This window comes from Photobacterium arenosum (genome assembly GCF_014841115.1).
Classification (GTDB): Bacteria; Pseudomonadota; Gammaproteobacteria; order Enterobacterales; family Vibrionaceae; genus Photobacterium; species Photobacterium arenosum.
Genome location: NZ_JACYTP010000002.1, coordinates 281,024 through 304,416 on the forward strand (window position 1 = coordinate 281,024; position 23,393 = coordinate 304,416).

The window sequence follows — 23,393 nt, forward strand, 5'->3', positions numbered from 1 at the left end:
ATATAGGGAGAGAGAGCATGTCTAGAAATAGTATTGAAGGTAAAGTTGTGCTGATTGCGGGCGGGGCGAAAAACCTGGGGGGATTACTGGCTCGCGAATTTGCCCGGCAAGGCGCGAAAGCTGTGGCTATTCACTATAACAGCGATGCGACCCAAGCTGCTGCAGAGGAAACCGTTGCGGCCGTCCGGGCTACCGGCGCCGAAGCTGTCGCGTTTCAGGCCGATTTAACCAAGGCGGCGGCAATGGAGAAACTGTTCAACGATGTTGTTGCTTCTGTGGGGCGACCTGACATTGCAATTAATACTGTAGGTATGGTTGTGAAACAACCGATCATGGAGGTAACTGAAGCTGTCTTTGATCAATCTTGCGCAGTCAATGTGAAAACGGCCTTTTTCTTCCTTAAAGAAGCAGGAAATCATGTGAACGATAACGGCAAAATCTGCACGATTGTCACGTCACTGCTTGGTGCTTATACGCCTTTCTATGCGGCTTATGAAGGTTTGAAAGCTCCTGTCGAGCACTTTACCCGCTCGGCGTCGAAAGAGTTTGGGGCGAGAGGAATTTCAGTAACGGCAATCGGTCCTGGCCCGATGGATACGCCTTTCTTTTATCCGGCAGAAGAGAAAGAAGCGGTTGAATACCATAAAACGGCTGCGGCACTTTCGCCATTCTCAAAAACCGGTCTGACTGATATCGAAGATATTGCTCCCTGGATCGTATTCATGGTCTCAGACGGGTGGTGGATGACAGGTCAGACGATTTTGGTCAATGGTGGCTATACCACGAAATAAACCATGACCGGCAGCGGGCAAGCTCGGAAAATCAAGCCCGCTGTTATCTGGCCGGGACACCTGTGAGGAGGCGTCATATGAGCCACGCATTTCAAGCCGTTTTTGATCGCCAGAAAGCGGCATTTATGACAGACCGGACGAAATCGCGGGACTGGAGGCTAGATCAGTTGGCCCGAATGGAGCGCATGTTGCTTGATCACCAGAAACGGTGGTGTGCTGCGCTTCATCAAGACTTCGGAAAACCGCCTTTTGAACAGTTATTCGAGATCACTGTGCCTATGGGCAACATTGCATTTTACCGTGACAATCTCGATCTGCTGATGGCGCCGGAAGCGGTGATGATACCCGACGGACTAGCAAAACGTGGCTTGCGTGGTGAGGTACGGAAGGAGCCTTACGGTGTCACCTTGGTGGTTGGCCCGTTCAATGCACCGATACTCTTATTGCTTGATCCGGCTGTTGCTGCATTGGCTGCTGGGAATCCTGTTATTCTGAAACCAGCAAATACCACCCCCGCAACTGCGGCATTATTTGCCGAGTTGATCCCGCAGTACTTTGCACCTGAAGATGTTGCTGTTGTCACTGGTGGCCGTCAGGAAATCTCAGCTCTGCTTGAATTACCTTTTGATTTCATTTTCTTTACCGGCAGCGCGTCGGTGGGCAAAGTCGTGATGCGAGCTGCCGCAGAACATTTGACGCCAGTTATTCTGGAGCTGGGAGGACAAAATCCGACAGTGGTTGATGAAACAGCGGATCTTGACCGTGCAGCCAATGCCATTGCATGGGGGCACAATGCGATATCGGGGCAATGGTGTATTGCTCCCGGTTTTGTTTGTGTGCATACGTCTGTTGCGGATGCTTTTGTTGAAAAACTGTCCGCTTCGGTGACCCGAATGTATGGTGCCGATCCGTCACAAAGTCCCGACTTTGCAAGAATGATCAGTGAAAAGGATACGGCCAGGGTGGCTTCATACATAGTGCCGAAGAAGACCGTATTGGGGGGGCGTGCTGATGTCTCTGCCTGCTATGTCGAACCGACCTTACTGTACCCGTCTGACTGGACGGATCCTGCTATGCAGCAGGAGGTCTTCGGACCTGTGCTGCCCATACTCCGCTATAGTGATATACAAGACGTAATCACTCGGCTGAAAACCTTTGAAAAACCGCTTGCCGCTTATATTTTCAGCCGTGATGAAGCCACCATTGAGCGATTTCTGCACTCACTCTCGTTTGGTGGCGGTTGTGTGAATCTGGTCAACCTGCACTGTTGGATTAGCGCTTTACCCTTTGGCGGTGTGGGTTCGTCTGGGATGGGAAAATACTACGGCAAGGCGGGATTTGATGCGCTGAGCAATGCTAAATCTTTGTTGCTGTCACCAGCAGACATCAGTGTCGACGTTTATCCGCCGTATCAGGGTAAAGACATTGATGCGATGCTGGACCCCTTTTCCTGAAAGAAGAGCCAGAAACAGGAGCATTGAATGCATACGATCTATGTCATTGGCGGGGGCTTGCTGCTACTCGGACTGTTCTTTGTGGTGTCCTGGTTCACCGGGCAGCCTTTTGCACGATTTCTGAAACCGTTTCTGCTGGCCTGGCTGATTTGTGCCGCTGTGAATCTCTGGGTGGGGGTTGTTGATGCGGGATACAGCCTGGCAGAGGAATTGCCTATTTTTGCTGTGGTATTTGCCATACCGGCCGTCATTGCCTGGCTGTTGGCAAAGCATCGCGGATAAGTGATTGCCTGTGCCGTTCACTGGCTCAGGTGAAAGGCACTGAGATGAGGTATTTTCCGGGAAGGCAGATGATACAGTCCATGATTCTTAAGCTTGCTCCAAAAGCCGCGTTGCGCCAGCTGGCGACAGACGAGCATCCCCATGTGACCAATATCGAGTTGTTTTTCGATTTGGTGTATGTGTTCACGATTATTCAGCTCTCGCACTTCTTGCTGGCACACAGTTCCTGGCTGGGGGCACTGGAGGCTTTAACGCTGTTTGCCGCGGTATGGTGGTCCTGGAACTATACCGCATGGGCCACTAACTGGCTGGATCCGGATCACGCCCGCGGCCGGATGCTGATGGTTGTGCTGATGGCCTGTGCATTGCTGATGGCGATTGCTATGCCTCTGGCGTTTTCTTCACGGGCTGGGCTCTTTGCCGGTGCTTACGTGGTGATGGCCTTGACCCGTGCTGGATATATGGCGCTTGTTTTCCGGGGCGAAAGGATGGGGCAGAACTACGCTCAGCTTGGTGCCTGGAGTGGAATATCCGGTCTTTTCTGGATGGCAGGCGTTTGGCTGCCTGAACTCCGTTTAGGGTGCTGGATGCTGGCTGTGGTGATTGACTACGCCGCTCCATACGTGGGGTTCTGGTTGCCCGGTAAGGGGGCGACGCCAATGGAAAGCTGGCCGTTGCGCGGATTACATCTGCTGGAGCGGAATCAGCAGGTGTTCATTATTGCATTGGGTGAATCCATCCTGTTGTTGGGTGGGTTGTTAGTGGGAAATGCGCTGCATGCTGACACGCTGGCTGCGGCTACTGTGGGCTTTTTTCTGATTGTCACGCTGTGGTGGATATATTTTGTGCACCTGACGGAAGCGGGGGAGCATCGTTTTCTGCAGGAAGCTGATCATACTAAGCTAGCCAGAGCCAGTCTGGCTTATGCGCATGGCATTATGGTGGGTGGTGCAATAGTGACAGCGGTTGCGATTGAACTCATTGTCGATCACCCCCTGGAGCCGGTCCATCTGCCGGTTGTGACGGCGGCTGCTGCCGGCCCGTCGATTTTTCTGTTCGGCAGCGCTATGTTTCGCCGGACCATAGCGAAGAAAATGCCGTTTGCTTACCTGATTGCTGTTGTAGCGCTTGTCCTCTGGAGCTGGCTGGCCTTTTCTTTCCATTGGCTGGGGCTCTGGCTCGGCACTGGTGTGTTGGGCATTCTCTTATCACTTGCCCGATTCGGGGGGGAGGGCAATCGGGCATGACGGGGCAACCGCTGGCTGCAACTCGGGGTGTGGCCGTCAACCTGACCCTGCTATGCGCCATCCTTTTGCACAACCTGACCTATCCGCTGTCGGTGGCAGGCGGGATATGGCCTGCCGTGTTTTATTGTTTTTACGCTGTTATTTTCGTTGCTGCGACATGGGCGCTAACCGGCGATGTCTGGTTGCGGGGCTTTGTCGCTGTAAGTGGTCTGGCCGTTCTGATGGCGGGTTTGAACAATTCTTACCTTCCGAGCCAGTCAGCGGCGCTGGCTGTTTTTCTCACTTCAATTGTCTATCATCTCGCGATGGTCGTGGTACTGGCATTGTATACATTTCGCGCCCGTACCGTGATGGCCGATGTGGTACTTTCAGCGACCTCTTTATATCTTGTGATTGGCTCAGGGTTTGCCGCCATTTTTGCACTGATTGAATGGGTTGCTCCCGGTTCGTTTATCGTGAGCTCTGGCGCAATAATCAACTGGCAGCAGATGGTGTATTACAGTTATATCACGCTGACTACCCTGGGGTATGGTGATATAACGCCAGTGGGATTTTATGCTCAGGCTGTTGCATCGCTCGAAGCCGTCATCGGTGTGCTTTATACCGTGATCTTGCTGTCCAGACTGGTCGGGCTGTACGCGTCAGGCAGAAGATAAGGTCAGTGATGCGCTATCTGGTGAGGCAAATTACGGGTGATTCCAGTCAATCAGTGCGTGACTCGTCATAATATTGCCCCATCACTTCTATGACGTCTTTCATTGCCTGGCGCAACGCTTCAGGCTGGATAACCTGAACTTCCGGTCCGAATCTCAGCATTTCCACCACCGCTTGTTCGGTTTTGCCTGAGGGTAAGGTGACGCTTGTCCAGCCCGTATTATCTGTGTGAGTAATTTGTGTGTGTTGCCGGACATAAGGGGGACTCAGGCTATGTAACATCTTGAGCCCTTTGGCGGTGAGTTTGATCTCTGCTGTGTAGGGGTAGAGTTCAGTCTCCATCTGGCGGGTGCTTTGCTGCCAGTATGCGGATAAGTCAAAGGGCATCGGTGATTCAAAAGAGTGATTCAGGATACTCAGATCCTGAATGCGGGCAACCCGGTAAGTTTTGACCTGCATCTGAGACTGAGCCACCAAATACCAGGTGCCAGCCTTTAACACCATACCCAGCGGATTCACGACCCGCTGGCTGCTGCCACGCCAGCTTTGATAATCAAACTTGATCTGGTTTTTCTGCCAGATTGCGTTGAACAGCTGCGGCAGGTCGCCAACGGTTTCCTTTTCTGTAAACCAGCCTGGGGTATCCAGTAGAAAACTGGACTGAAATCGTTCGGCGTGAGTGCGGAGACTGACCGGAATGGCAGCCAGTAACTTCAGTCTGGCTTCCGACATGGCGGGCGCGAGTCCCAGTTCCTGCATCGGGCCGGACAAACCTAGCATGAAAAGTGTTTCGATTTCCTGTTTTGAGAAACCATTGAGCTGTGTTCGGTAGCCTTCCAGCAACCGGTAACCCCCATTGACGCCCTGTTCGCTGTATACAGGGATACCCAGCGCACTCAGGCTGTCGATGTCGCGGTAGATACTGCGGACAGAAACCTGACAGTCGCGGGCGAGCTCTGCTGCACTGACTTGCTCGCGGGATTGCAGGGTCATCAGAATGGTCAGGAGTCGACTGGCGCGCATCAGCTTTTCCACCGTTAAAGAAAGAAATCAGAAAGAGTCAGGATCGTTTATAAACCTGACAAAATCTGACAGGTATGGCCAATATAGTGACCCGGACTGATAACAACAACAGGAAATAACAATGTCCGATAAAGCACTTGGTAACGAACTGGTATTCTTCCATTCACCGCATACGCGCTCGTCCAGCGTTCTGATCCTGCTTAACGAGCTGAATGTGCCTTTTAAACTGAATGTGCTGAATATGCTGGTGGAGGAGAACAGACAACCGGCCTATCTGGCGATTAACCCGCTGGGGAAGGTACCGGCTTTACTTGATGACGGTGCCTTGATTACTGATCAGGTAGCAATCTATCTGTATCTGGCTGACTTATTTTCCTCCGGCGGCCTGGCTCCCGGCCTGAGCGATCCGCTGCGTGGTCCCTATTTGCGTTGGATGCTCTATTACTCCGCCTGCTTTGAACCCGCTGTTTGCGACAAAGCCATGGGGTGGGTGCCCAATGAGCAAAAGGTCAGCCCTTACGGAGACTACGACACTGTGCTCGGGATACTCATTGAGCAACTCAGGGCAGGCCCTTATTTGCTGGGAGAGCGTTTTACGGCGGCTGATCTGTTATGGGCAACAGCACTGAAATATTGCACGGCATTTGGATCGGTTGAGCCAGATCCTGTGATTACTCAGTACCTGGCGCGGGTCACTGCACGGCCTTGCTTTACATATGCCAAAGATCTGGATACCAAACTGGCGGCTGATCATGAAGCCGGGCGTTTAAAAATACTGGAAGCAGGGGAATTCGCACGCAGGTAGCGGTTTTCTGCCCATCGCGCAGACACCAAAAAATGGCTGGCTCAGATGGCATTCATCAGAGCTAGCCATACACCGCAGGGGCATGAATGCCCCTCTTTTTCAACGCGATGTCTTGTACAGAATCATCACCTTGAAAGGAGACGTTATCGTTGTGAGTCTAACGTTTCATTATTTTTCACAACATCTTGCGCTTTACCATAGCTCTCAATCAGGAGTTGGTAGGCCGGGAAAATCTTGGTATAAATTGCCGCCCATTCCATCGCATCTTCACGATTCCAGGTGCCTTGTAGCTCAGATGCAACAGCGGCGGTATCCATAGGAACCACACCAGCTTGTACCACTCTGGCAAGTGTGATCTCTTGGGCCATTTTCGAGTAGGTGCCCGAGGCATCCACAACCGCAAAAACCTTATAGCCATCGTAGACAGCACTGATAGCGGGAAATGCCATACATACACTGGTAATCGTGCCGGCAATAATGAGTGTTTTTCGCCCTGTAGCTTTTACAGCATTGACAAAGTCAGGGTTGTCCCACGCATTAATTTCACCTTTTCTAGCCACATATTGAGCATGCGGAGCGTTTTCATGTATCTCTGGAATCAACGGACCATTAGGCCCCTGAGGTACGGACGCTGTTGTAATGACAGGAAGCTCTGACAAAGTAGCCATTTTCGCTAAGGCAGCAGCCCGTTGGCGTAGTTCTGGCATAGGCATGTCACCGACGGTTTGGAACAGACCACTTTGGTGATCAATCAGTAGCATTACGCTATCGGCGGGATCGATTGTTGGTTTTGTATTTCCGAAATTAGCTGGAGAGCTCATTATTAATTCCTCAGTAAGTGCTTTATTTAGCTGATTTTTCCAAATTGGCCGTTGTTGTAATCAAAGATTGCCTGTGAAATTTCTTCACGGGTGTTCATTACAAAAGGGCCGTGACCGACAACAGGCTCGTTTAATGGCGCGCCATTCAGTAACAGCGCAGTTGTCTCTTCTTCTACACTGAAGCTAAAAACGTCTCCTTCACGTTCCATGACTGCGAGTTCAGCTTCATGAACAAGATGTTTGTCCTCAATCTTGACCTTACCTTTCAGAATGAAAAGCGCAGTGGTATGTCCTTCCGGCAGTTGAAAGGAAACGTGATGATTGGCTTTTAAACGCAAATCCCAAACATTCATCGGGGTAAATGTGCTGGCTGGCCCGGTAGTGTGTTCATAGGAACCGGCAATGATGCGAGCGATACCGGCATCGTCTGGCAGAGAGGCTTCAGGTATCTCCGCGTTGGTAATTCCCTGATAGTAAGGCGATGTCATCTTATCTTTTGCCGGTAAGTTCACCCACAGCTGGACCATTTCGAAGGCCCCGCCAGACTGAGCAAACGCCGGGCTATGATATTCTTCATGGATGATCCCTGAAGCGGCAGTCATCCACTGAACATCACCAGGCTCGATCGTGCCACCGGCACCGGAAGAGTCACGGTGTGATACGCCGCCGTCATAAACGATGGTGACGGTCTCAAAACCGCGATGCGGATGCTGGCCCACACCCAGTTTGTTTGTTGTGGGTGGAAAATAAGCGGGTCCGGCGTAGTCCATTAATAAAAATGGCGACATTTCTTGTGCAATATCAGCATAAGAAAAAATACCCCGTACCGGAAAACCATCTCCGACCCAATGATTACCGTTACTTTTTTTAATAAACGAAAGCTTTTTCATCATTCAACTCCTCAAGATTGCATGAATCTTAATGTAGTTGATACTCAGTTCTTTTATTAGGTAGTAAAATTCAAAAACACTTTTCAATGAGATGAACAATGGACTTTAATGAAACCGCAGTCTTCGTGAAGGTTGTTGAATCCGGAAGCTTTAGTGCAGCAGCAAGGCTGATTGGCTCGCCGACATCAACCATCAGTACGCGTGTTGCGCGGCTTGAAAAGCGGCTCGGCGTGACACTATTGCAACGCACAACCCGAAAATTGCAATTAACCGAGGCGGGGGAAATTTACTTTAAGCATGCCGCGAAAGGGCTGCATCATATCCTTGATGCAGAATCGGCAGTCGTGGAGTCGGTGGCGGAACCGGCGGGTCGCTTGTGTATTACGGCACCGGCCGATCTCGGTGATCATATTCTGTCTGAGATCATTTCGACAATGAGGCAGCACTGCCCGAAAGTCACCCTGGAGTTGGTCTTAATGAACCGGTATGTCGATCTGATTGCAGAAGGTATTGACGTTGCGATCAGGACGGGATCGCTGGCCGACTCAACCTTAGTAGCAAAAAAAGTCGGAACGGCATGCTGGGCACCCTTTGCGAGTCCGGCATTTTTAGAAACAATTGACCCCCCCGAAAACCCTCAGGATCTTCGTCATTACTCGTGCCTGCAATTCAGCGCATTAGGTAAAGCATCCTGGACACTGTACAACCAGAGCAACAGCGTCACTGTCCCTATGCCCGGTACCGTCGTGGTGAATGATGTCGGGCTCATGCATGCCATGGCGATTGCCGGCGAGGGCATTGCGTTATTACCGACGTATTTGTATGAAAATACGGGTCATGCAGGCAAGTTAGTGCGTATTCTACCTGAATGGCACGCAAAGGCTGATCCGATTCATATTGTTTATCCCCGACAACAATTTATGCCACCAAAGCTGAGGTATTTCATTGATTTAGCTTCAGAGCTGTTGGAGAAAAGGCTCGGTGGTATCAGTCGGTCATCGATGGCTGAAGGGTAATATTTGCATTGATGGCGGACAACGAGCTTACCCGGCTACAAACATGAGAGTTGCCGCCCATCGGCTTTCTTACCTAATGCAAGCAGAGGAAAGTACTGCTCCTTGCTAGCACCTCAAACAGTATTGACTTGCGGGCCGTAACCCAATAACCTCATCATATTCGAAATTTCATATATGATAGAGCCATGTGTGACGCATTAACGTTTTACAAATCACTGGCCGAGGAAACTCGGCTTAAATCATTGTTATTGCTGATGTCTAAGGGCGAGTTATGTGTGTGCGACCTGATGTCTTCGCTGGATCTGAGCCAGCCTAAAGTGTCTCGCCATCTGGCTGAACTCCGGAAGAATGGTCTGGTCAGCGATCAACGTCGTGGCAAGTGGGTGTATTACCGGCTGAATGACGAACTCCCTGTATGGATGCAGGAGGTTTTGAACCACACACTGAAAAACAATCAAGCGCTGATTACGGCAGAACTGCATTCGCTTTCTGCAAACCTATGTGATTTTTAGGAGGTTATTATGCCTGAGGTGCCAGAACTGTTGCCAAATATAGAAACGGATGAATTTCACATTCCGGAGACCGATATGCTTTGCCGTCAGTATGCCACGCACCCACCGCGAATTCTGCTGCTGTACGGCTCACTCCGCGAGCGATCGTATAGCCGCTTAGTGATAGAGGAATCTGCTCGGTTGCTCACCGCCATGGGCGCGGAAGTACGCATTTTTAATCCTGCTGGCCTGCCTCAGCCTGATACCTGCGAGGTGTCTCATCCTAAGGTGGCAGAACTGCGGGAGTTAATGATGTGGTCGGAAGGCCAGGTATGGTGCTCACCGGAGCGGCACGGTGCGATGACAAGCATTATGAAAAGCCAAATCGACTGGATACCGCTGAGTATTGGCTCCGTCAGGCCAACACAAGGTAAAACGCTTGCAGTGATGCAGGTTTCAGGAGGCTCCCAGTCGTTTAACGCGGTAAACCAGATGCGCATTTTGGGCCGATGGATGCGGATGTTTACGATTCCCAACCAGTCTTCGGTGGCGAAGGCATACATGGAGTTTGAAGAGGATGGCAGAATGAAACCGTCCGCTTACTATCGGCGCATCGTCGATGTGGTGGAAGAATTATTTAAGTTTACCTTATTGCTCCGCGACAATAAGGATTGGCTTGTTGACCGCTATTCTGAGCGTGTAGAGAGTGCTGAAAAGTTATCTGAACGTGTTAATCAGCGAAGCATCTAATTGAGATAGAGAATCTAACATGACAAATACACAAGCCTGCGCGGATGTGGCTGTATCCCATAAAATGCGTTTTCTGGACAGGTATTTAACCGTCTGGATTTTTTTAGCCATGGCGGCAGGCGTCGGCCTGGGGGGGGCTTTTCCTGAGGTGGCGCAATGGAATGAATCGATGTCAGTGGGAAGCACCAATATTCCGCTGGCGATTGGCTTGATTCTGATGATGTACCCGCCGTTGGCGAAGGTGAACTACAGCTTGCTGGGTGAGGTGACCCGGGATAAGCGTGCCATCACCCTGTCGCTGATCATGAACTGGATTATCGGCCCGATTCTGATGTTTTCACTTGCGGTGATTTTCTTGCGTGATCAGCCGGGATACATGGTTGGGCTGATTTTGATTGGGCTGGCACGTTGCATTGCAATGGTGCTGGTATGGAATGATATCAGTGGCGGCAACAAAGAGTACGGGGCGACCCTGGTTGCCCTGAACAGCGTGTTCCAGATTTTCACTTATAGCTTGATGGCCTGGCTGTTTATTACGGTACTGCCACCCATGTTCGGGCTGCAGGGATTTGCGGTTGATATTACCATTATCGACATCGCTGAGAGTGTATTGATTTATCTTGGCATACCTTTCCTTGCGGGCTTTCTGAGCCGCAAATGGCTGGTCGCCGCTAAGGGCGAGGATTGGTACAACCAGGTCTTTATCCCGCGCATTTCGCCGATCACCTTAATTGCTTTGCTGGCGACCATAGTGCTGATGTTCAGCCTGAAAGGCGAAATGATCATTGAGCTGCCAATGGATGTCGTACAGGTAGCGATACCGCTGGTGATTTATTTCTTGATCATGTTTTTTGCCAGTTTCTTTATCGGCAAAAAAATGGGCTTGCCTTACGATCAGAATACCTCGATTGCTTTTACCTCATCAGGCAACAATTTTGAGCTGGCTATTGCGGTGTCGATTGCGGTTTTTGGCCTGAATTCCGATCAGGCTTTTGTCGGTGTAATTGGCCCATTGGTGGAAGTACCGGTTTTGATTGCCTTGGTGAATGTCGCGCTGAAAATGAAGCGTAAGTATTATCCGGCCTAGTTGCGTATCTAGCACGCCATGAAATCCCGTCCAGCCTGCTGCGTGTAGTGGCGCAGAAAAGTGTGTTTTTTTGCCACTACACGCAAAAGGTACGGTTCAGTTGCTCTCTGGTTGATACCGAGAGCGACTGAAATCGAGGGCTGCTGATACTGGGATCTACTGAGCTATTTCACTCGTTTCTTGTGCATTTTTATCGACTATGTCCTGCAATCTGTCTTTGATCTGCTGGCTGGATTCAGTCTCAATCTGCTGTCGGAGTTGCTCCAGAGTCGTGTTGTCCAGCGCGCGATAACTGAGAGAATTGGCGGCCACTTCGCGGGTGGTGACATTCGTGTCATCTTTGAGCGTCTGCAACAAATAGTCGGTGGCATCCGAGCCGGGGACAAACCGCAAGGCATGGGTAGCCCGCTGGCGAATGTCGGTATTGGATTGCTCGGTATAAGTGTGCAAATCTCCGAAGCTCAGGTATTGCCCCATATTTCCCAGCACTGTTAGATGATGAAGGGTCGCCGAGGTATCGGGCGCAGATCTGAGTTCCCGCAATTGATCAGAGACATAAGCGTTGGCTGTGGTGCTGTCTTCCACACCCATACGCTGAACCATGGCGCTTTTGGCCAGATCGACATTGGCTGGCATCGACGCCGCCAATGGGCTGTTGCCGACCATATTGGAGAAGCGTTCAAAGGTTTGTGTATTGCCCTGCGGCGACAGCGCCAGCGACGCCATGATTGAGGCCGCCGCCTGATTCTCATTCATCCTGGTATTCAGCGTGGTTAGCATTGCTTCCTGCGAAGCGCGGCTGGCCACTGTACTCAGTGCACTCAGATACAGGCTGAACCCCGGTTCATGAGTACCAAATTTCGCCAGATCATCGGTCAGCAGATCCAGATCGCCGGGATAGGCGCGGGCAAAGTTCTGCAGCAGGGCGCTCAGCTGGCTTTCGGCTTTAACCCTTTCCAGACCATCCAGCGACAGCATGGCATCATAAAGGTCTTTAATTTCCTGATAAGCCTCTTCCGCTGAGGTGTTGATACCCTGAGTTGTCTGATCTGACTTTTGTTGCTCAGCACTCGCTGCTTTCTGAGCGCCGGCCCCCTGACTGGCTTTGCCCCCGGTGGAGAGAAACACCTCAGCGGCGGTTAACTCGATCTGACGCTGCGATTGAACCTGTTGGATCAGGGCTAGTTCAGCCTGACTGATGCTCTGAGACCATGACGTCAGGTTAAGCACCAAGCGGTTGTTATTGCTTGCCAGCGCCTGGTCGTTGAGCAGATGCTGGACGCTTTCATCCACAGACAACGATTGCAGCATTCTGTCTTGCTGATCCCAGCGAGCCTGATGGCTGAAGGAGTAGACAGGCTTGAGTGTGTTTGCCAGTCCGCGGGCCTGAGCCAATCCACGGGCTTGGTCATAGACGGCTTTGTCCAGTTCACGGCGTTTGAATAAGGTGTAGCTGTCGGTTGCCGGCGTCGGCGTGGTGTCCGGCTGCAGGCTGTAGAATGCGGTGAACTCGCCGTTGTAATCCTTTTCTGAGCGTTGCCATTGCGCGTTGCCGCTGAGCGTTTCCGGAATAATGTGTTGCATCATGAAGGCGATTGTCTCCATGGATTTCAGCGACGGATGAGGCTGTGTCAGATAGACTTCCAGGATCTCACCTTCAGCGGAGCTGATGAACTCTATCCCTTGCTGCACCTGCTGACGAATTGCCGCCACTATCTCGGGATTGGCCTGCTGATTGACGACGGCAGTGATGTCCGGCGACGGTATTCTTATCAGCTTGTAGATGAGATCATCCTGGAATTGCCGGTACTGGAACATTTCACCGGTAATATCAAAACGGATCGTTTGCTCAACTGTGGTGCCAGGGGCCGAAAAAGCGATATCGGCACTGTATTGCAGCGCAAAGACTTGTTTAGCAAATGCCTCAGAGGCGGTGTTGTCACTGTGTGAAGACGGCATGCCAGTGTGCTGAAAAGCCGGCGTATTGCTGTTCGTGCTTGTTTGCGTGGCGGGTGGCTGGACTAAGGCAGAATCGGATTCATGGTCAGGTACGGCGGAAGCGGGCGATTCTGAGAGACGAAACAGCGCGGCACCTGCGGCTACGCAGCTGACCAGCAGCAGGATAAAAAGTAATTTGTTCTTCATAGAATATTGACTCATGACACAGAGATGCTCCCCGCACTGTGGATGCGGGGAGGAAGGGCGCTGAGATTACTGAACGGGCAGGAAAGTGCTTCCTTGCGCTAATGTTTTCTCAAAGGTGTAGCCAGGCCATTCATAGATGGTCAATTTGTACTTATCGTTCACCGAACCGTAAATATTGCCACCGGCCAGATTGGCGGTATTGGTAATGCCGTAACCAAACGCAAAACCATTTTGCGGCGCATCCCAGCGACCATAGGCTTCAAAGGCCAGATCATCCGAGATAATAGACACTTCACCACCGAGAGAGATTTTATTCAGCAAAATGCGGGCGGAGGCTTCAGTGAATCCTGTCACATCGGCGCTGGGCACGGCTTTGGCGGTCAGTGCTAGATTGTCGTAGCCTGCTTCCAGTGCCACGTTGAGCTTGGTCCTTACGCCGACACCAACATCCAGAATGACAGGTCCCAGCGGGATACCCGCATACAGGCCAAGATCCGGAATGGGCAGAATCGGCAGGTCTTTCTTCAGCGATGGCCCTTCTTCTGCGGACATGGTGTATTCCTGAGAAAGGATATCGGTACCCATCACATTGACGCGACCATCAACGCCGAATTGCGCTGCATTGGTTGCTGTGGCACCTGCGGTGACAGACGCCACCTGAATATCATTATTCAGTAATTTGCCATCAATACCGGCAATACCTTCAACACGCAGGCAGTTGCTGCGGCCTTGCACGTTCAGATAACCTTTAATGGTAGAAGAGGCCAGATCCTGAGAAGAATCATCCACATCTTTGGTATAGGAGCCTCCGAACCTGGCGTCGACAAGTGCCTCACCGGAGGTAATACAGTCGGCGTACAATGAGGCGTGAGCAACTGGAGTCAGGCTGAATAAGGGTAAAGCGATGAGCGCTAATTGCTTAAATTTGGCCATAAAGGTTTCCTTATATAATAGGAGTGTTAACGCGTCTTGAGGTTTTTCTGGAATACACGAACGTGATGGATACCTTTTAAAAGTACGTTTTTGCTAATTTATTATTATCTAATGTTGTGGTTTTCTAATTAATCTTTTTTGTGAAAATAAAAGGAACGTTTTTCATGTTTGTATATGGGCTGGAAGCGAATAAAGAGTTTTCTGTTTTGCTGTTCCTTGTGGTGTATTGTTCACTGTTTTTTATTCTTTTATTGAAATTATCAAAATGAAAAAATAAAGTCCATCTAATTTTCGTTCGAGCGCCGTTTTTATCTGGACGTTGTTAATGTGAGCAAAACGGGTTGCCGTTAATTATTTGTAATGAATGCTACGAAAGGCGGTTGGTGTTGGGTTTTTATAAGCTTTCGGTTAACAATGATTTTATTAATTCTTTTATTATACTTTAGTAATATCTAATGCTTTGGCGGAGAAGAGGTGAAAGATTTAATTCGATGTTATATGAAGGGGTAAGCTGACGTGTATAAGTCAGACACGAAGGGTTGATAATAGTCCTTAACTGATATCATGGATGCTAACGGCATTTTACCGTGAGAGCAAAGCAACCATTATTCTTCATCGATGGTATTGAACCTTTGTGCAAGATAGTTAATGAGCGTGCGAACAGAAGGTAATAATCCGCGCCGGGTTGGGAATATGGCATGAATAATTTCCTGGTGAGGAGACCAATCAGGCACCACTCTGACGAGCAGGCCCTGTTTAAGTTGCTTTTGCACCATAAGTAATGGGAGCTGAACGATACCCACACCAGCTAATGCTGCAGTACGTAAGGCAATCATATCGGTCGTGATAAAGCGGGGAGTATGCTGCACTGTGATTTCAGATTGATCCGAACTAAACAGCTTCCAGGTGAAAACCTTCTGCTGACTACTCAGCCCGAGACTGGGCAGGGTAGTCAGATCATGCGGGGTGACAGGCGGGTTGAGTTGTCGAATCAGATCCGGGCTCGCCACCAGACACTGACCTCGCACCGCTAAGATACGCATAACAAGCTCACTGTCCTGGATTGGGGGTGGCCGGACACGGATAGCGATATCGATGGCTTCTTTGACCACATCAACCCGGCGGTTAGTGGCTTCCAGATGGATGGTAATCTGCGGATACATGGCCATGAAATCAGCCAGCATCAGTCCGATGTGCTGATGTAACAATGCAACCGGACAAGTTATACGAATAACACCTCGCGGCTCAGCCCGGGTTGTCTCAATGACCTCTTGCGCCGCCTCCGCTTCTACCAGCATGGCTTTACAATGTTCATAATAAGCACGGCCGATTTCCGTCATTATAAACTGGCGTGTGGTACGTTGAATGAGCCGGACACCGAGCTTGTCTTCTAAGTTAGCAATGCGGCGGCTGAGCTTGGATTTTGGGATACCCAATGCCTTGCCGGCGTGAGTAAATCCTCCATGATCTACAGCTTGAACAAAATAGTAGAGATCGTTCAGATCGTGCATCGTATACATTGTTCTGAAAATAGGACACTGATACTCATTTTAGCACCCTACTCTTCCCTGCGAGCAGTATCTACTTTTATACGATGCTGTCATCGGCCACCGTTCATGGCAGTTCGTGAAAAGCGTATGGCACTCACAGAACGGGGAAGGAGAAAACCATGAGTAAACAATATGTTCGGCTTGATAAAAATAATGCAGCAGTGTTGCTGGTGGATCACCAGACCGGTCTTTTGTCACTGGTTCGGGATATAGACCCTGATAAATTCAAAAATAATGTGTTGGCAGTCGGTGATTTAGCAAAATATTTCGGGCTGCCAACGATTCTGACAACCAGTTTTGAAACGGGTCCTAATGGTCCTCTTGTTCCTGAACTGAAAGAGCAATTTCCGGATGCGCCGTATATCGCCCGGCCGGGGCAAATCAATGCCTGGGATAATGAAGATTTTGTGAAAGCGGTTAAATCGACCGGTAAAAAACAGCTTATTATTGCTGGTGTAGTGACTGAAGTCTGTGTTGCATTCCCGGCATTGTCAGCGATTGAAGAAGGTTTCGATGTCTTCGTCGTCACCGATGCTTCCGGAACTTTCAACGAAGTGACCCGCCATTCTGCCTGGGATCGTATGTCTCAGTCGGGCGCGCAGTTAATGACCTGGTTCGGGTTAGCCTGCGAGCTTCACCGTGACTGGCGAAATGACATTGAAGGACTCGGCGCATTATTTTCAAATCATATCCCGGATTACCGCAATCTGATCACGAGCTTTAATACCCTGACTGAGGGTAAAAAGTGAGTGTTTTATTAATATTTATTGATTACCGCCGAGCCTCAGCTAGCCTAAGTAGGTACTGGGGAATCGGTGTTATTTAAATACTTGAATAGATCAGCTGTTCGAGCGCGTTTTCTAAATAAAAATACCGATTGAATTTAAAACAGAACTCAGAAAGATAGCGTGGGAAATACTTGTCGATAGCGTTGCAAGTGCCATACGCTGACTTTTTTATCTTAATAATCATTGCGTTAAATTACTTTAACTAAAGCAGATCCATGCCGTCTTCTCCAGCACCAGTGATAATCATTTTACGGTGTTTTACGATTATATATACCTGAGGAAGTTGTACTCAATGGTTCGTGGAAACGACCACTGATGACAGCGGTTAAACAATAATTGACTGAGTATCCGCACCTCAATGTTTAGAATAATGTTGGGGTGTGGGTTCGCTCAGTGATGAAATGTGATTCAATGATTTTATCTGCTTGGTTGTTACAATTTCTCAGATCTTCGATAATGCTACGGAACACGAAATCAGAGCATTAGTCTAATAATTGTCCAGGCTGTTGGACATAGTGCATTTATTACTACCCAGTCAACAAGAGCAAACTAAGCTGTCAGTAATGAGCTGGGTTGAGTGTAGTCTTGTAATGACAGGTATCGGGTGTCGTGTCAGTGTTAAGTTGGCTGGATTGGTCTTGGTGTCGGTATGCTTTGTTTCGCCTGCGACTCATGCGGCTTGGCATACAACCACCTCGATAGGGGGGCATGATACCTGGGTACCCGAGGCAGACTCGGATACCCCAGGGGGGAATCTTGGCCTCGGCCTGTTCTATTCCAATGCCGACAGTCTGGCTGGCCAAGCCAGTATTATTGCTTATTATGATAACGATAGTGATCATCTGGATCCTGATCATGACCCTTTCTGGACCATGGCAGGCGGCTTGCTATCCCAACCTCTGGTTAACCTGGATGATTCCGGCATAACACTTGGCTGGCAGACGGGTGTCAGCTGGCTTCAGAATACGGTGTTCGGCGTGGAAGAAGCCCTGCAGGCACAATTGGGAATTGTAGTGAATTATCAGCGCCAGGCAGACGCTGTCGGGCTGGCACTTGGCGCCGGCTACTACGGGCTGGAGTTCGATGACGATGTCCCAGAAACCAGAGGCTATAGCCGGGAAGCACTGAAACGCAGCAGTGACGCATTAGCCTGGAAGCTGTTTTTTCGGCGCTCTTTAAAGAATACATTTAGCTGGGAGGGCTACTGGCAGCAGTGGCGAGATCAGGATAACTGGCTGGAAAACCAACTCTCTCTGGCGATCCATTACCCGATTCTCCATCCCGTTATGAATAGCCTGAATGTCTCGGTGTCATACACCCGCTATAACCTGACGCCTTACCGTGTCCAGGGTAAAGCGCCGATCCTGCCTTGGGACGAGAATGTATTATTCCGGCTCTATACTGAGATCCCACTCAACTGGTAAAACGTTGGATTGTGGCTCTGGAGTCATAGTTAAGGCTTGCTGCAGGTTGTCTGCCATGGCTTCAGAAGCCAGCATACCCCGGCAGCTGGCCCAGTGATTACCGTCGACACCGATGAGCTGCCCGCTGGAAACGGCCTTCAGCGATTGCCAGGCAGGCCGTTGCTGCCACTGTTCTAGAATACTGCCAGGTTCCATGTTGCCGGATAGCAGAATGTCGGGATCCATGCTTGCGATATCGTCAAAAGTCAGCTGTCTCAGTGCTCTGTCTTCTTCGCCGACTTTCTCGGGCACCGTTAGCTTGAGGGCTTTCAATACGCCGCCAGGGTAGGCGGCCCCGGAATAAGCGTATAAGCCATTTTCGGACGCCACAGCGAAAAGCACGCTCTTACCGTGAAAGCGGCTGAGTGCGTTCGCCGCACCCTGCATAGTATCTTTGTGTTGCAGAAGCCGTGCCTGCATGACATCAGGATGGCCTGCGATGTCGCCAATCTTCAGGGCAACGTCAAGGTTCTCCTGGTAGGTTTCACCGCGGGATGCCAGCAGTACCGTCGGGGCAATCTGGCTGAGCGTGGCATAAATCGCCTGATGCCGGTTAACATCGGCGATAATCAAATCCGGTTTCAGCGCCGCGATCTGTTCAAGATCGGGTGTCGCTCTGCCACCGACGGATACCCATCCCTCCAGCTTCGCCAATACCGCAGGATGCAGATTGAGCGGATCATTATCATCGGCAATCCCCACGGGGCTGATATCAATAGCTGCCAGTGCATCAGCGAAGGCATACTCCAGTGTGATAATGCGTTGGGGTGGTGCGTCCAGGGTAAACGGGTTCCCAAGACTGTCGGTGATGGTAGTGGAAAAAGCTGTGGGGCTGGTGAAAAGGAAAAGAGAAAAGGTTATCCAGCGTAAATATCCCAACAGTGACATGGTACTCCCTTAAAAGTCAGAGAAAAATTTTACTTTTACTTGATAATGAAGTGCATTTCATTGCGCGACATTCTAATGGCTTTTGTTGGCAGTACAAGGGGGAGTGATGAGCTGGCCGTCAGTATTGGACCATGATCAATGCCTGTTGGGCATATTCCTCATCTGTCGCGAAGTGAGAAATATGCAGCAGTAATGAGTATGAAATTACGGCATGCTTGTGCTAACACATTGAATTTCACCTTATCTTAACTAGGTTTACCTTACAGCCTGTCTTGGAGTGGCGCTAAATGAAATCTGTTGGGTCATTGCAATTTATGGTGCTGACACTCTTGTTACTGGCTGGGTGCGACAATCGTCCGTCTTCTCTGGCACTGGGCACTCTGGAGCGCGATCGTATTACGTTGACGGCGACGGCAAATGAAATCATCCGCGACATGCCGGTAGCCGAAGGTCAGTCAGTGAAAGCCGGAATGGTGCTGGTCAGGCTGGACACGACCCGCCAGGCCGCTACTCTGGCGCAGGTTAAAGCCGAGCAGGCCAGAGCGGCGGCTTATCTGCTTCGGCTCACTAACGGTGAGCGGGTGGAAGATATTGCGGCGGCTAAGGCGCAGCTTGAACAGGCGAATGCCCGTCTGACCGATGCTGAAAAAACCTATCTGCGCAGAGAGAGCCTGGTGCGGCAGAAACTGATCAGTGTGGCCGAGCGGGATACCGCAAAAGCTGAGCGAGACAGTGCTCGGGCGCAAGTGGCTGAGGCGCGGGAGAATTTTACCAAGCTGACCCGGGGCGAAAGAATTGAAGACATTCAGCAGGCGCAGGCGGAACTGGAAGCGGCAACAGCCAATGTGGCGCTGCAGCAGCGGATTTTCAATGACCTCACTGTCGTGGCGACTCGCAACGGTATTTTGGACAGCCTGCCGTATAATCTGGGCGAGCGAGTGCCCATGAGCGCCGTTGTTGCCGTCATTCTGGCTGACAGCCAGCCTTATGCCAGAGTGTATGTCCCTGAACCATACCGAGTTGCATTGCAGCCCGGCAGCGTGGCAAAGGTGTATGTCGATGGCGTTTCAGAGCCTTATGAAGGCACTTTGCGCTGGATTGCGACAGAGCCGGCCTTTACTCCTTACTACGCGCTGAATGAAGACGACAGGGCGCGGTTGGTTTATCTGGCTGAGTTCGATTTGTCGGATGCCGAGACCTTGCCAGCCGGCGTACCTGTCCAAGTGGAGATGCCCCTTGAGTGATCTTGCTATCAAGGCAACAGGGTTGACGCGGCGGTTCGGCGATTTTACCGCAGTGAACAAGCTGAACCTGCAAGTACCCAAGGGCAACATCTACGGCTTTCTGGGGCCGAATGGCTGTGGCAAATCCACAACGCTGCGTATGTTAACCGGACTGCTGAGCCCCAGTGAGGGAGCGATTGAAGTGCTTGGCCTGCGTATTCCTGAACAGGCGGAAGCGCTACGGATGAAAATTGGCTACATGACGCAGAAATTTTCTTTGTATGAGGATCTGTCAGTCAAAGAAAACCTGCAGTTTGTTGGTCAGATTTATGGTTTACCAGGCAGAGAGCTGAAACCCAGGGTGGCAGAGCTCGGCAGCATTTATAACCTCAATGAATTGATGAAACAACGGGTTGGCAGCATGAGTGGCGGGCAGAAACAGCGGCTCGCCCTTGCGGCGGCTGTGATGCACAAGCCCGATTTACTGTTTCTGGACGAACCGACCTCAGCGGTGGATCCCCAGTCGCGGCGTGATTTCTGGGAGCAGCTTTTTGACTTGTCTGACGCTGGCACCACCATTCTGGTGACGACTCATTACATGGACGAAGCTGAGCGCTGTCACGGGCTGGCGATTATGGAAGCCGGTGAAATAAAGGCAGACGGCCCGCCTGATACCTTGATGAAGCAGATGGGGATCAGTGTGGTTGAAATTCAGGCACCGGGACTCAGGCAGATTAAAGACAGTTTACTGGCCATTCCGGCCGTGGTGTCTGCAGCGCAGTTAGGTATTCGTCTGCGGGTCTTGGTGCGCGCAGAAGAATCTGACCCTGTGGCCTGGCTGAAACGTCAGGTGCCGGCACTGGCTCAGGCTGAGCTGGATGTGGTTCGCCCCAGTCTGGAAGACGTTTTTGTGACCAGCACAGGGAGCAGGTAATGAATGTTATCACCTCCAGTCTTATCAGAATGAAAGCAATTCTGGTGAAAGAATTTCGCCAGTTGTCCCGCGACAGAATTACCTTTGGCATGGTAGTGATGATCCCTCTGATACAGCTGTTGTTGTTTGGCTTTGCCATCAATACGGATGTGCGCAATATTCCCGTGGCGATTGTGGATCAAAGCCAGTCTCAGTATGGCAGGGTGATTACCGAAGCGGTTAAAGCCACTCAGGTGGTCACTGTGGTTGCTACTTACGCCACGCCCAGAGAAGGCGAACAAGCCATTACTGCCGGGACAGTACGTGGTGTGCTTGTTCTGCCGAGGGATCTGGATCAACGATTGGCACAGCACAGAAAAGCCGGGCAATGGCTGGTGGATGGCTCTGATACTATGGTCAGTTCTGCCTTGCTGCAATTACAGAATATGCCGGTTGATCATCTGGTCTCGGATTACAAAGCGCAGCAGTCGAGTGTGATGACACCAACCTTTGAAGTCGCGCTGTACTTCAACCCGGAGCGGCGAACGGCGGTGAATATTGTGCCGGGTTTACTCGGCGTAATACTCACCATGACCATGATACTGTTCACCTCTGCGGCGATAGTCCGCGAGCGGGAAAGGGGGAATCTGGAGTTGCTGATCACCACACCTGTGCATTCCCTTGAACTTATGCTGGCAAAAATTGCTCCTTATATCGTTATTGGTCTGATTCAGGTGGTGATTATTCTTGGGCTGGGTCATTACATTTTTGCGGTGCCTATTAATGGCCCGGTCAGCCAGATTCTGTTGGGCACCTTGCTGTTTATTGCTGCCAGCCTGACTCTGGGGCTGGTGATCTCGACAATTGCCCAGACTCAACTGCAAGCCATGCAGATGACAGTGTTCATTCTGCTGCCTTCTATTTTGTTATCCGGCTTTATGTTCCCGTATGAAGGTATGCCCGTGGCTGCCCAATGGATTGCAGAAATTCTGCCTGCTACCCATTTTATGCGCATGATACGGGGCATAGTGCTGCGCGGCGCCGATGTGGCTGTGCTGTGGAAAGATGCACTTTGGCTGCTGGGTTTTACCTTGCTCGGGTTGCTGCTGGCTTCCTGGCGATTTAAGAAAACGCTGGACTGACCCGGCTCCCATCCTCACTACGTCCTGAACCCCTGACGGAAATTTATATCGCCATTGGCGACAACGGGCTGATATCATCCTGTGCGTTTAAGGTTGTCGTCAAATGGATCGGATGTCAGGGGGTTATGTGGGTAAAGGCGTTTTTCTGTCAGTGATGTCGTCGTGTCTGTTCGGGGCGCTGTATTACTACTCGACCCTGCTGCATCCTCTGAATGGCGAAGCTATCTTTAGCTGGCGGCTGTTACTGACCTTACCGTTTCTCACCGCTTTTCTGCTGTTTAGCAAAGAATGGCCACAGGTGATGGCTATTGTGACTGAAATCCGCCAGCGACCTAGCTTATGGCTGGGCTTGCCTCTGTCGGCTTTTCTGCTGGGTTTGCAGTTCTGGCTGTTCATGTGGGCGCCGATCAATGGCCGTGCTCTGCCGGTTTCTCTGGGCTATTTCATGATGCCGCTGGTGATGGTGGTGCTGGGCCGTTTCGTTTATCAGGACAGACTGAGCGGGCTGCAAAAAATCGCGGTTCTCTTTGCTGCAGTCGGTGTTGCCCATAAGCTTTGGCTTTCGGGAGGTTTGTATTGGGAAACGCTGGTGGTGGCGATAGGTTATCCCGGCTATTTTATGCTGCGGCGTAAACTCGGCACAGACAGTCTGGGCGGCCTGTGGTTTGATATGGCCATCATGATCCCACCGGCCATCTGGTGGTTGTTTTTCGAGCACGAAAGCCTGAGCGTTTTTGCCCAGCACCCTCATCTTAGCTGGCTCATTATGGGGCTGGGTGTCATCAGTGCTTTTGCGGTTGGCAGCTACATTGTGGCGAGCAAACTGCTGAGTTTCAGCCTGTTCGGGTTATTGAGCTATGTGGAACCGGTATTGCTGGTGGTGGTGTCTTTGGTACTCGGGGAAAGCATTGCCGACGGAGAGTGGCCGACCTACCTCTTTATCTGGGTGGCAGTACTCTTTCTGATCTTGGATTGTGTGCGTCAGATAGTGACCCAGAAGCAGATTCAGTCGGCAGTAAAGGCAGAAGAGTGAAGCA

23 protein-coding genes and 1 pseudogene are annotated in these 23,393 nt (G+C 50.8%); 16 read left to right on the forward strand and 8 right to left on the reverse strand.

The features are described from left to right. The first annotated feature begins 17 nt into the window (after positions 1-17). The 5 genes from IFO68_RS04535 (at position 18) to IFO68_RS04555 (ending at position 4,430) form a co-directional block, all read left to right on the forward strand. The gene (locus IFO68_RS04535) at positions 18-791 is read left to right on the forward strand and encodes an SDR family oxidoreductase (RefSeq protein WP_192014781.1); all 774 of its coding nucleotides are present in this window, start codon (positions 18-20) and stop codon (positions 789-791) included. A gap of 77 nt (positions 792-868) precedes the next feature. Further along, positions 869-2,245, forward strand: a complete 1,377-nt coding sequence (locus IFO68_RS04540; RefSeq protein WP_192014782.1) for an aldehyde dehydrogenase family protein — start codon at positions 869-871, stop codon at positions 2,243-2,245. 27 nt (positions 2,246-2,272) lie between these two features. Further along, positions 2,273-2,527, forward strand: coding sequence for a hypothetical protein (locus IFO68_RS04545; RefSeq protein ID WP_192014783.1), 255 nt, complete (start codon positions 2,273-2,275; stop codon positions 2,525-2,527). Positions 2,528-2,595: 68 nt separating this feature from the next. Further along, on the forward strand, positions 2,596-3,774 hold the full coding sequence (locus IFO68_RS04550) for a low temperature requirement protein A (RefSeq protein ID WP_225445043.1): 1,179 nt from the start codon (positions 2,596-2,598) through the stop codon (positions 3,772-3,774). Further along, a complete protein-coding gene (locus IFO68_RS04555) occupies positions 3,771-4,430 on the forward strand; it encodes a potassium channel family protein (RefSeq protein ID WP_192014784.1) in 660 nt (219 codons plus the stop codon). The genes IFO68_RS04550 and IFO68_RS04555 overlap by 4 nt, the downstream gene beginning before the upstream one ends. Positions 4,431-4,476: 46 nt before the next feature. On the opposite strand, the gene IFO68_RS04560 is transcribed toward IFO68_RS04555, so the two are convergent. Then, entirely contained in the window at positions 4,477-5,451 is a 975-nt protein-coding gene (locus IFO68_RS04560) for a helix-turn-helix transcriptional regulator (RefSeq protein WP_192014785.1), read from the reverse strand. A gap of 121 nt (positions 5,452-5,572) precedes the next feature. Here IFO68_RS04560 and IFO68_RS04565 point away from each other — a divergent pair, with 121 nt between their 5' ends. After that, on the forward strand, positions 5,573-6,256 hold the full coding sequence (locus IFO68_RS04565; protein ID WP_192014786.1) for a glutathione S-transferase family protein: 684 nt from the start codon (positions 5,573-5,575) through the stop codon (positions 6,254-6,256). A gap of 143 nt (positions 6,257-6,399) precedes the next feature. Here the strand turns inward: IFO68_RS04565 and IFO68_RS04570 are convergent, their stop codons facing one another. Beyond that, positions 6,400-7,077 (reverse strand): hydrolase, encoded by a 678-nt coding sequence (locus IFO68_RS04570; RefSeq protein WP_192014787.1) that lies wholly within the window; start codon positions 7,075-7,077, stop codon positions 6,400-6,402. 26 nt (positions 7,078-7,103) lie between these two features. Further along, positions 7,104-7,970, reverse strand: coding sequence for a pirin family protein (locus tag IFO68_RS04575; RefSeq protein WP_225445044.1), 867 nt, complete (start codon positions 7,968-7,970; stop codon positions 7,104-7,106). A 95-nt stretch (positions 7,971-8,065) separates the two neighbouring features. On the opposite strand from IFO68_RS04575, the gene IFO68_RS04580 reads away from it, so the two are divergent. From IFO68_RS04580 to arsB, 4 genes are all read left to right on the forward strand, one after another. Beyond that, entirely contained in the window at positions 8,066-8,983 is a 918-nt protein-coding gene (locus IFO68_RS04580) for a LysR family transcriptional regulator (RefSeq protein WP_192014788.1), read from the forward strand. A gap of 185 nt (positions 8,984-9,168) precedes the next feature. Further along, entirely contained in the window at positions 9,169-9,495 is a 327-nt protein-coding gene (locus IFO68_RS04585; protein ID WP_192014789.1) for a metalloregulator ArsR/SmtB family transcription factor, read from the forward strand. A gap of 9 nt (positions 9,496-9,504) precedes the next feature. Further along, positions 9,505-10,224, forward strand: a complete 720-nt coding sequence (gene arsH, locus IFO68_RS04590) for an arsenical resistance protein ArsH (protein WP_192014790.1) — start codon at positions 9,505-9,507, stop codon at positions 10,222-10,224. 19 nt (positions 10,225-10,243) lie between these two features. Continuing rightward, positions 10,244-11,311, forward strand: a complete 1,068-nt coding sequence (gene arsB, locus IFO68_RS04595; protein ID WP_192014791.1) for an ACR3 family arsenite efflux transporter — start codon at positions 10,244-10,246, stop codon at positions 11,309-11,311. 156 nt (positions 11,312-11,467) lie between these two features. Here the strand turns inward: arsB and IFO68_RS04600 are convergent, their stop codons facing one another. The 3 genes from IFO68_RS04600 to IFO68_RS04610 form a co-directional block, all read right to left on the reverse strand. After that, a complete protein-coding gene (locus IFO68_RS04600) occupies positions 11,468-13,471 on the reverse strand; it encodes a hypothetical protein (protein WP_192014792.1) in 2,004 nt (667 codons plus the stop codon). 51 nt (positions 13,472-13,522) lie between these two features. Further along, positions 13,523-14,389, reverse strand: a complete 867-nt coding sequence (locus tag IFO68_RS04605; protein WP_192014793.1) for a hypothetical protein — start codon at positions 14,387-14,389, stop codon at positions 13,523-13,525. 605 nt (positions 14,390-14,994) lie between these two features. Beyond that, positions 14,995-15,900, reverse strand: a complete 906-nt coding sequence (locus IFO68_RS04610; RefSeq protein WP_192014794.1) for a LysR family transcriptional regulator — start codon at positions 15,898-15,900, stop codon at positions 14,995-14,997. Between the two features lie 158 nt (positions 15,901-16,058). On the opposite strand from IFO68_RS04610, the gene ycaC reads away from it, so the two are divergent. After that, positions 16,059-16,688, forward strand: coding sequence for an isochorismate family cysteine hydrolase YcaC (ycaC, locus tag IFO68_RS04615; RefSeq protein ID WP_192014795.1), 630 nt, complete (start codon positions 16,059-16,061; stop codon positions 16,686-16,688). 73 nt (positions 16,689-16,761) lie between these two features. Here the strand turns inward: ycaC and IFO68_RS22130 are convergent. After that, positions 16,762-16,917 (reverse strand): annotated as a pseudogene (locus IFO68_RS22130) (IS1595 family transposase); the annotation flags it as partial. 373 nt (positions 16,918-17,290) lie between these two features. Here IFO68_RS22130 and IFO68_RS04620 point away from each other — a divergent pair. Continuing rightward, positions 17,291-18,151: a hypothetical protein gene (locus IFO68_RS04620; RefSeq protein WP_192014796.1), complete on the forward strand. Its 861-nt coding sequence runs from the start codon at positions 17,291-17,293 to the stop codon at positions 18,149-18,151. Here IFO68_RS04620 and IFO68_RS04625 read toward each other — a convergent pair. Beyond that, positions 18,113-19,078, reverse strand: coding sequence for an ABC transporter substrate-binding protein (locus tag IFO68_RS04625; protein ID WP_192014797.1), 966 nt, complete (start codon positions 19,076-19,078; stop codon positions 18,113-18,115). The genes IFO68_RS04620 and IFO68_RS04625 overlap by 39 nt on opposite strands. A 287-nt stretch (positions 19,079-19,365) precedes the next feature. Here IFO68_RS04625 and IFO68_RS04630 point away from each other — a divergent pair, with 287 nt between their 5' ends. The 4 genes from IFO68_RS04630 to rarD all read left to right on the forward strand — a co-directional run bounded on the left by IFO68_RS04630 (position 19,366) and on the right by rarD (position 23,389). Further along, complete coding sequence (locus IFO68_RS04630) at positions 19,366-20,322, forward strand: HlyD family secretion protein (RefSeq protein ID WP_419555436.1); 957 nt, start codon at positions 19,366-19,368, stop codon at positions 20,320-20,322. After that, positions 20,315-21,235 carry an ABC transporter ATP-binding protein gene (locus IFO68_RS04635; protein ID WP_192014798.1) on the forward strand — a complete coding sequence of 307 codons (921 nt, stop codon included), beginning with the start codon at positions 20,315-20,317 and terminating at the stop codon, positions 21,233-21,235. The genes IFO68_RS04630 and IFO68_RS04635 overlap by 8 nt, the downstream gene beginning before the upstream one ends. Continuing rightward, positions 21,235-22,356 (forward strand): ABC transporter permease, encoded by a 1,122-nt coding sequence (locus IFO68_RS04640; protein ID WP_192014799.1) that lies wholly within the window; start codon positions 21,235-21,237, stop codon positions 22,354-22,356. Before IFO68_RS04635 ends, IFO68_RS04640 begins: the two co-directional genes overlap by 1 nt. A 103-nt stretch (positions 22,357-22,459) precedes the next feature. Next, positions 22,460-23,389 carry an EamA family transporter RarD gene (gene rarD, locus IFO68_RS04645; protein ID WP_225445045.1) on the forward strand — a complete coding sequence of 310 codons (930 nt, stop codon included), beginning with the start codon at positions 22,460-22,462 and terminating at the stop codon, positions 23,387-23,389. Positions 23,390-23,393 lie beyond the last annotated feature (4 nt).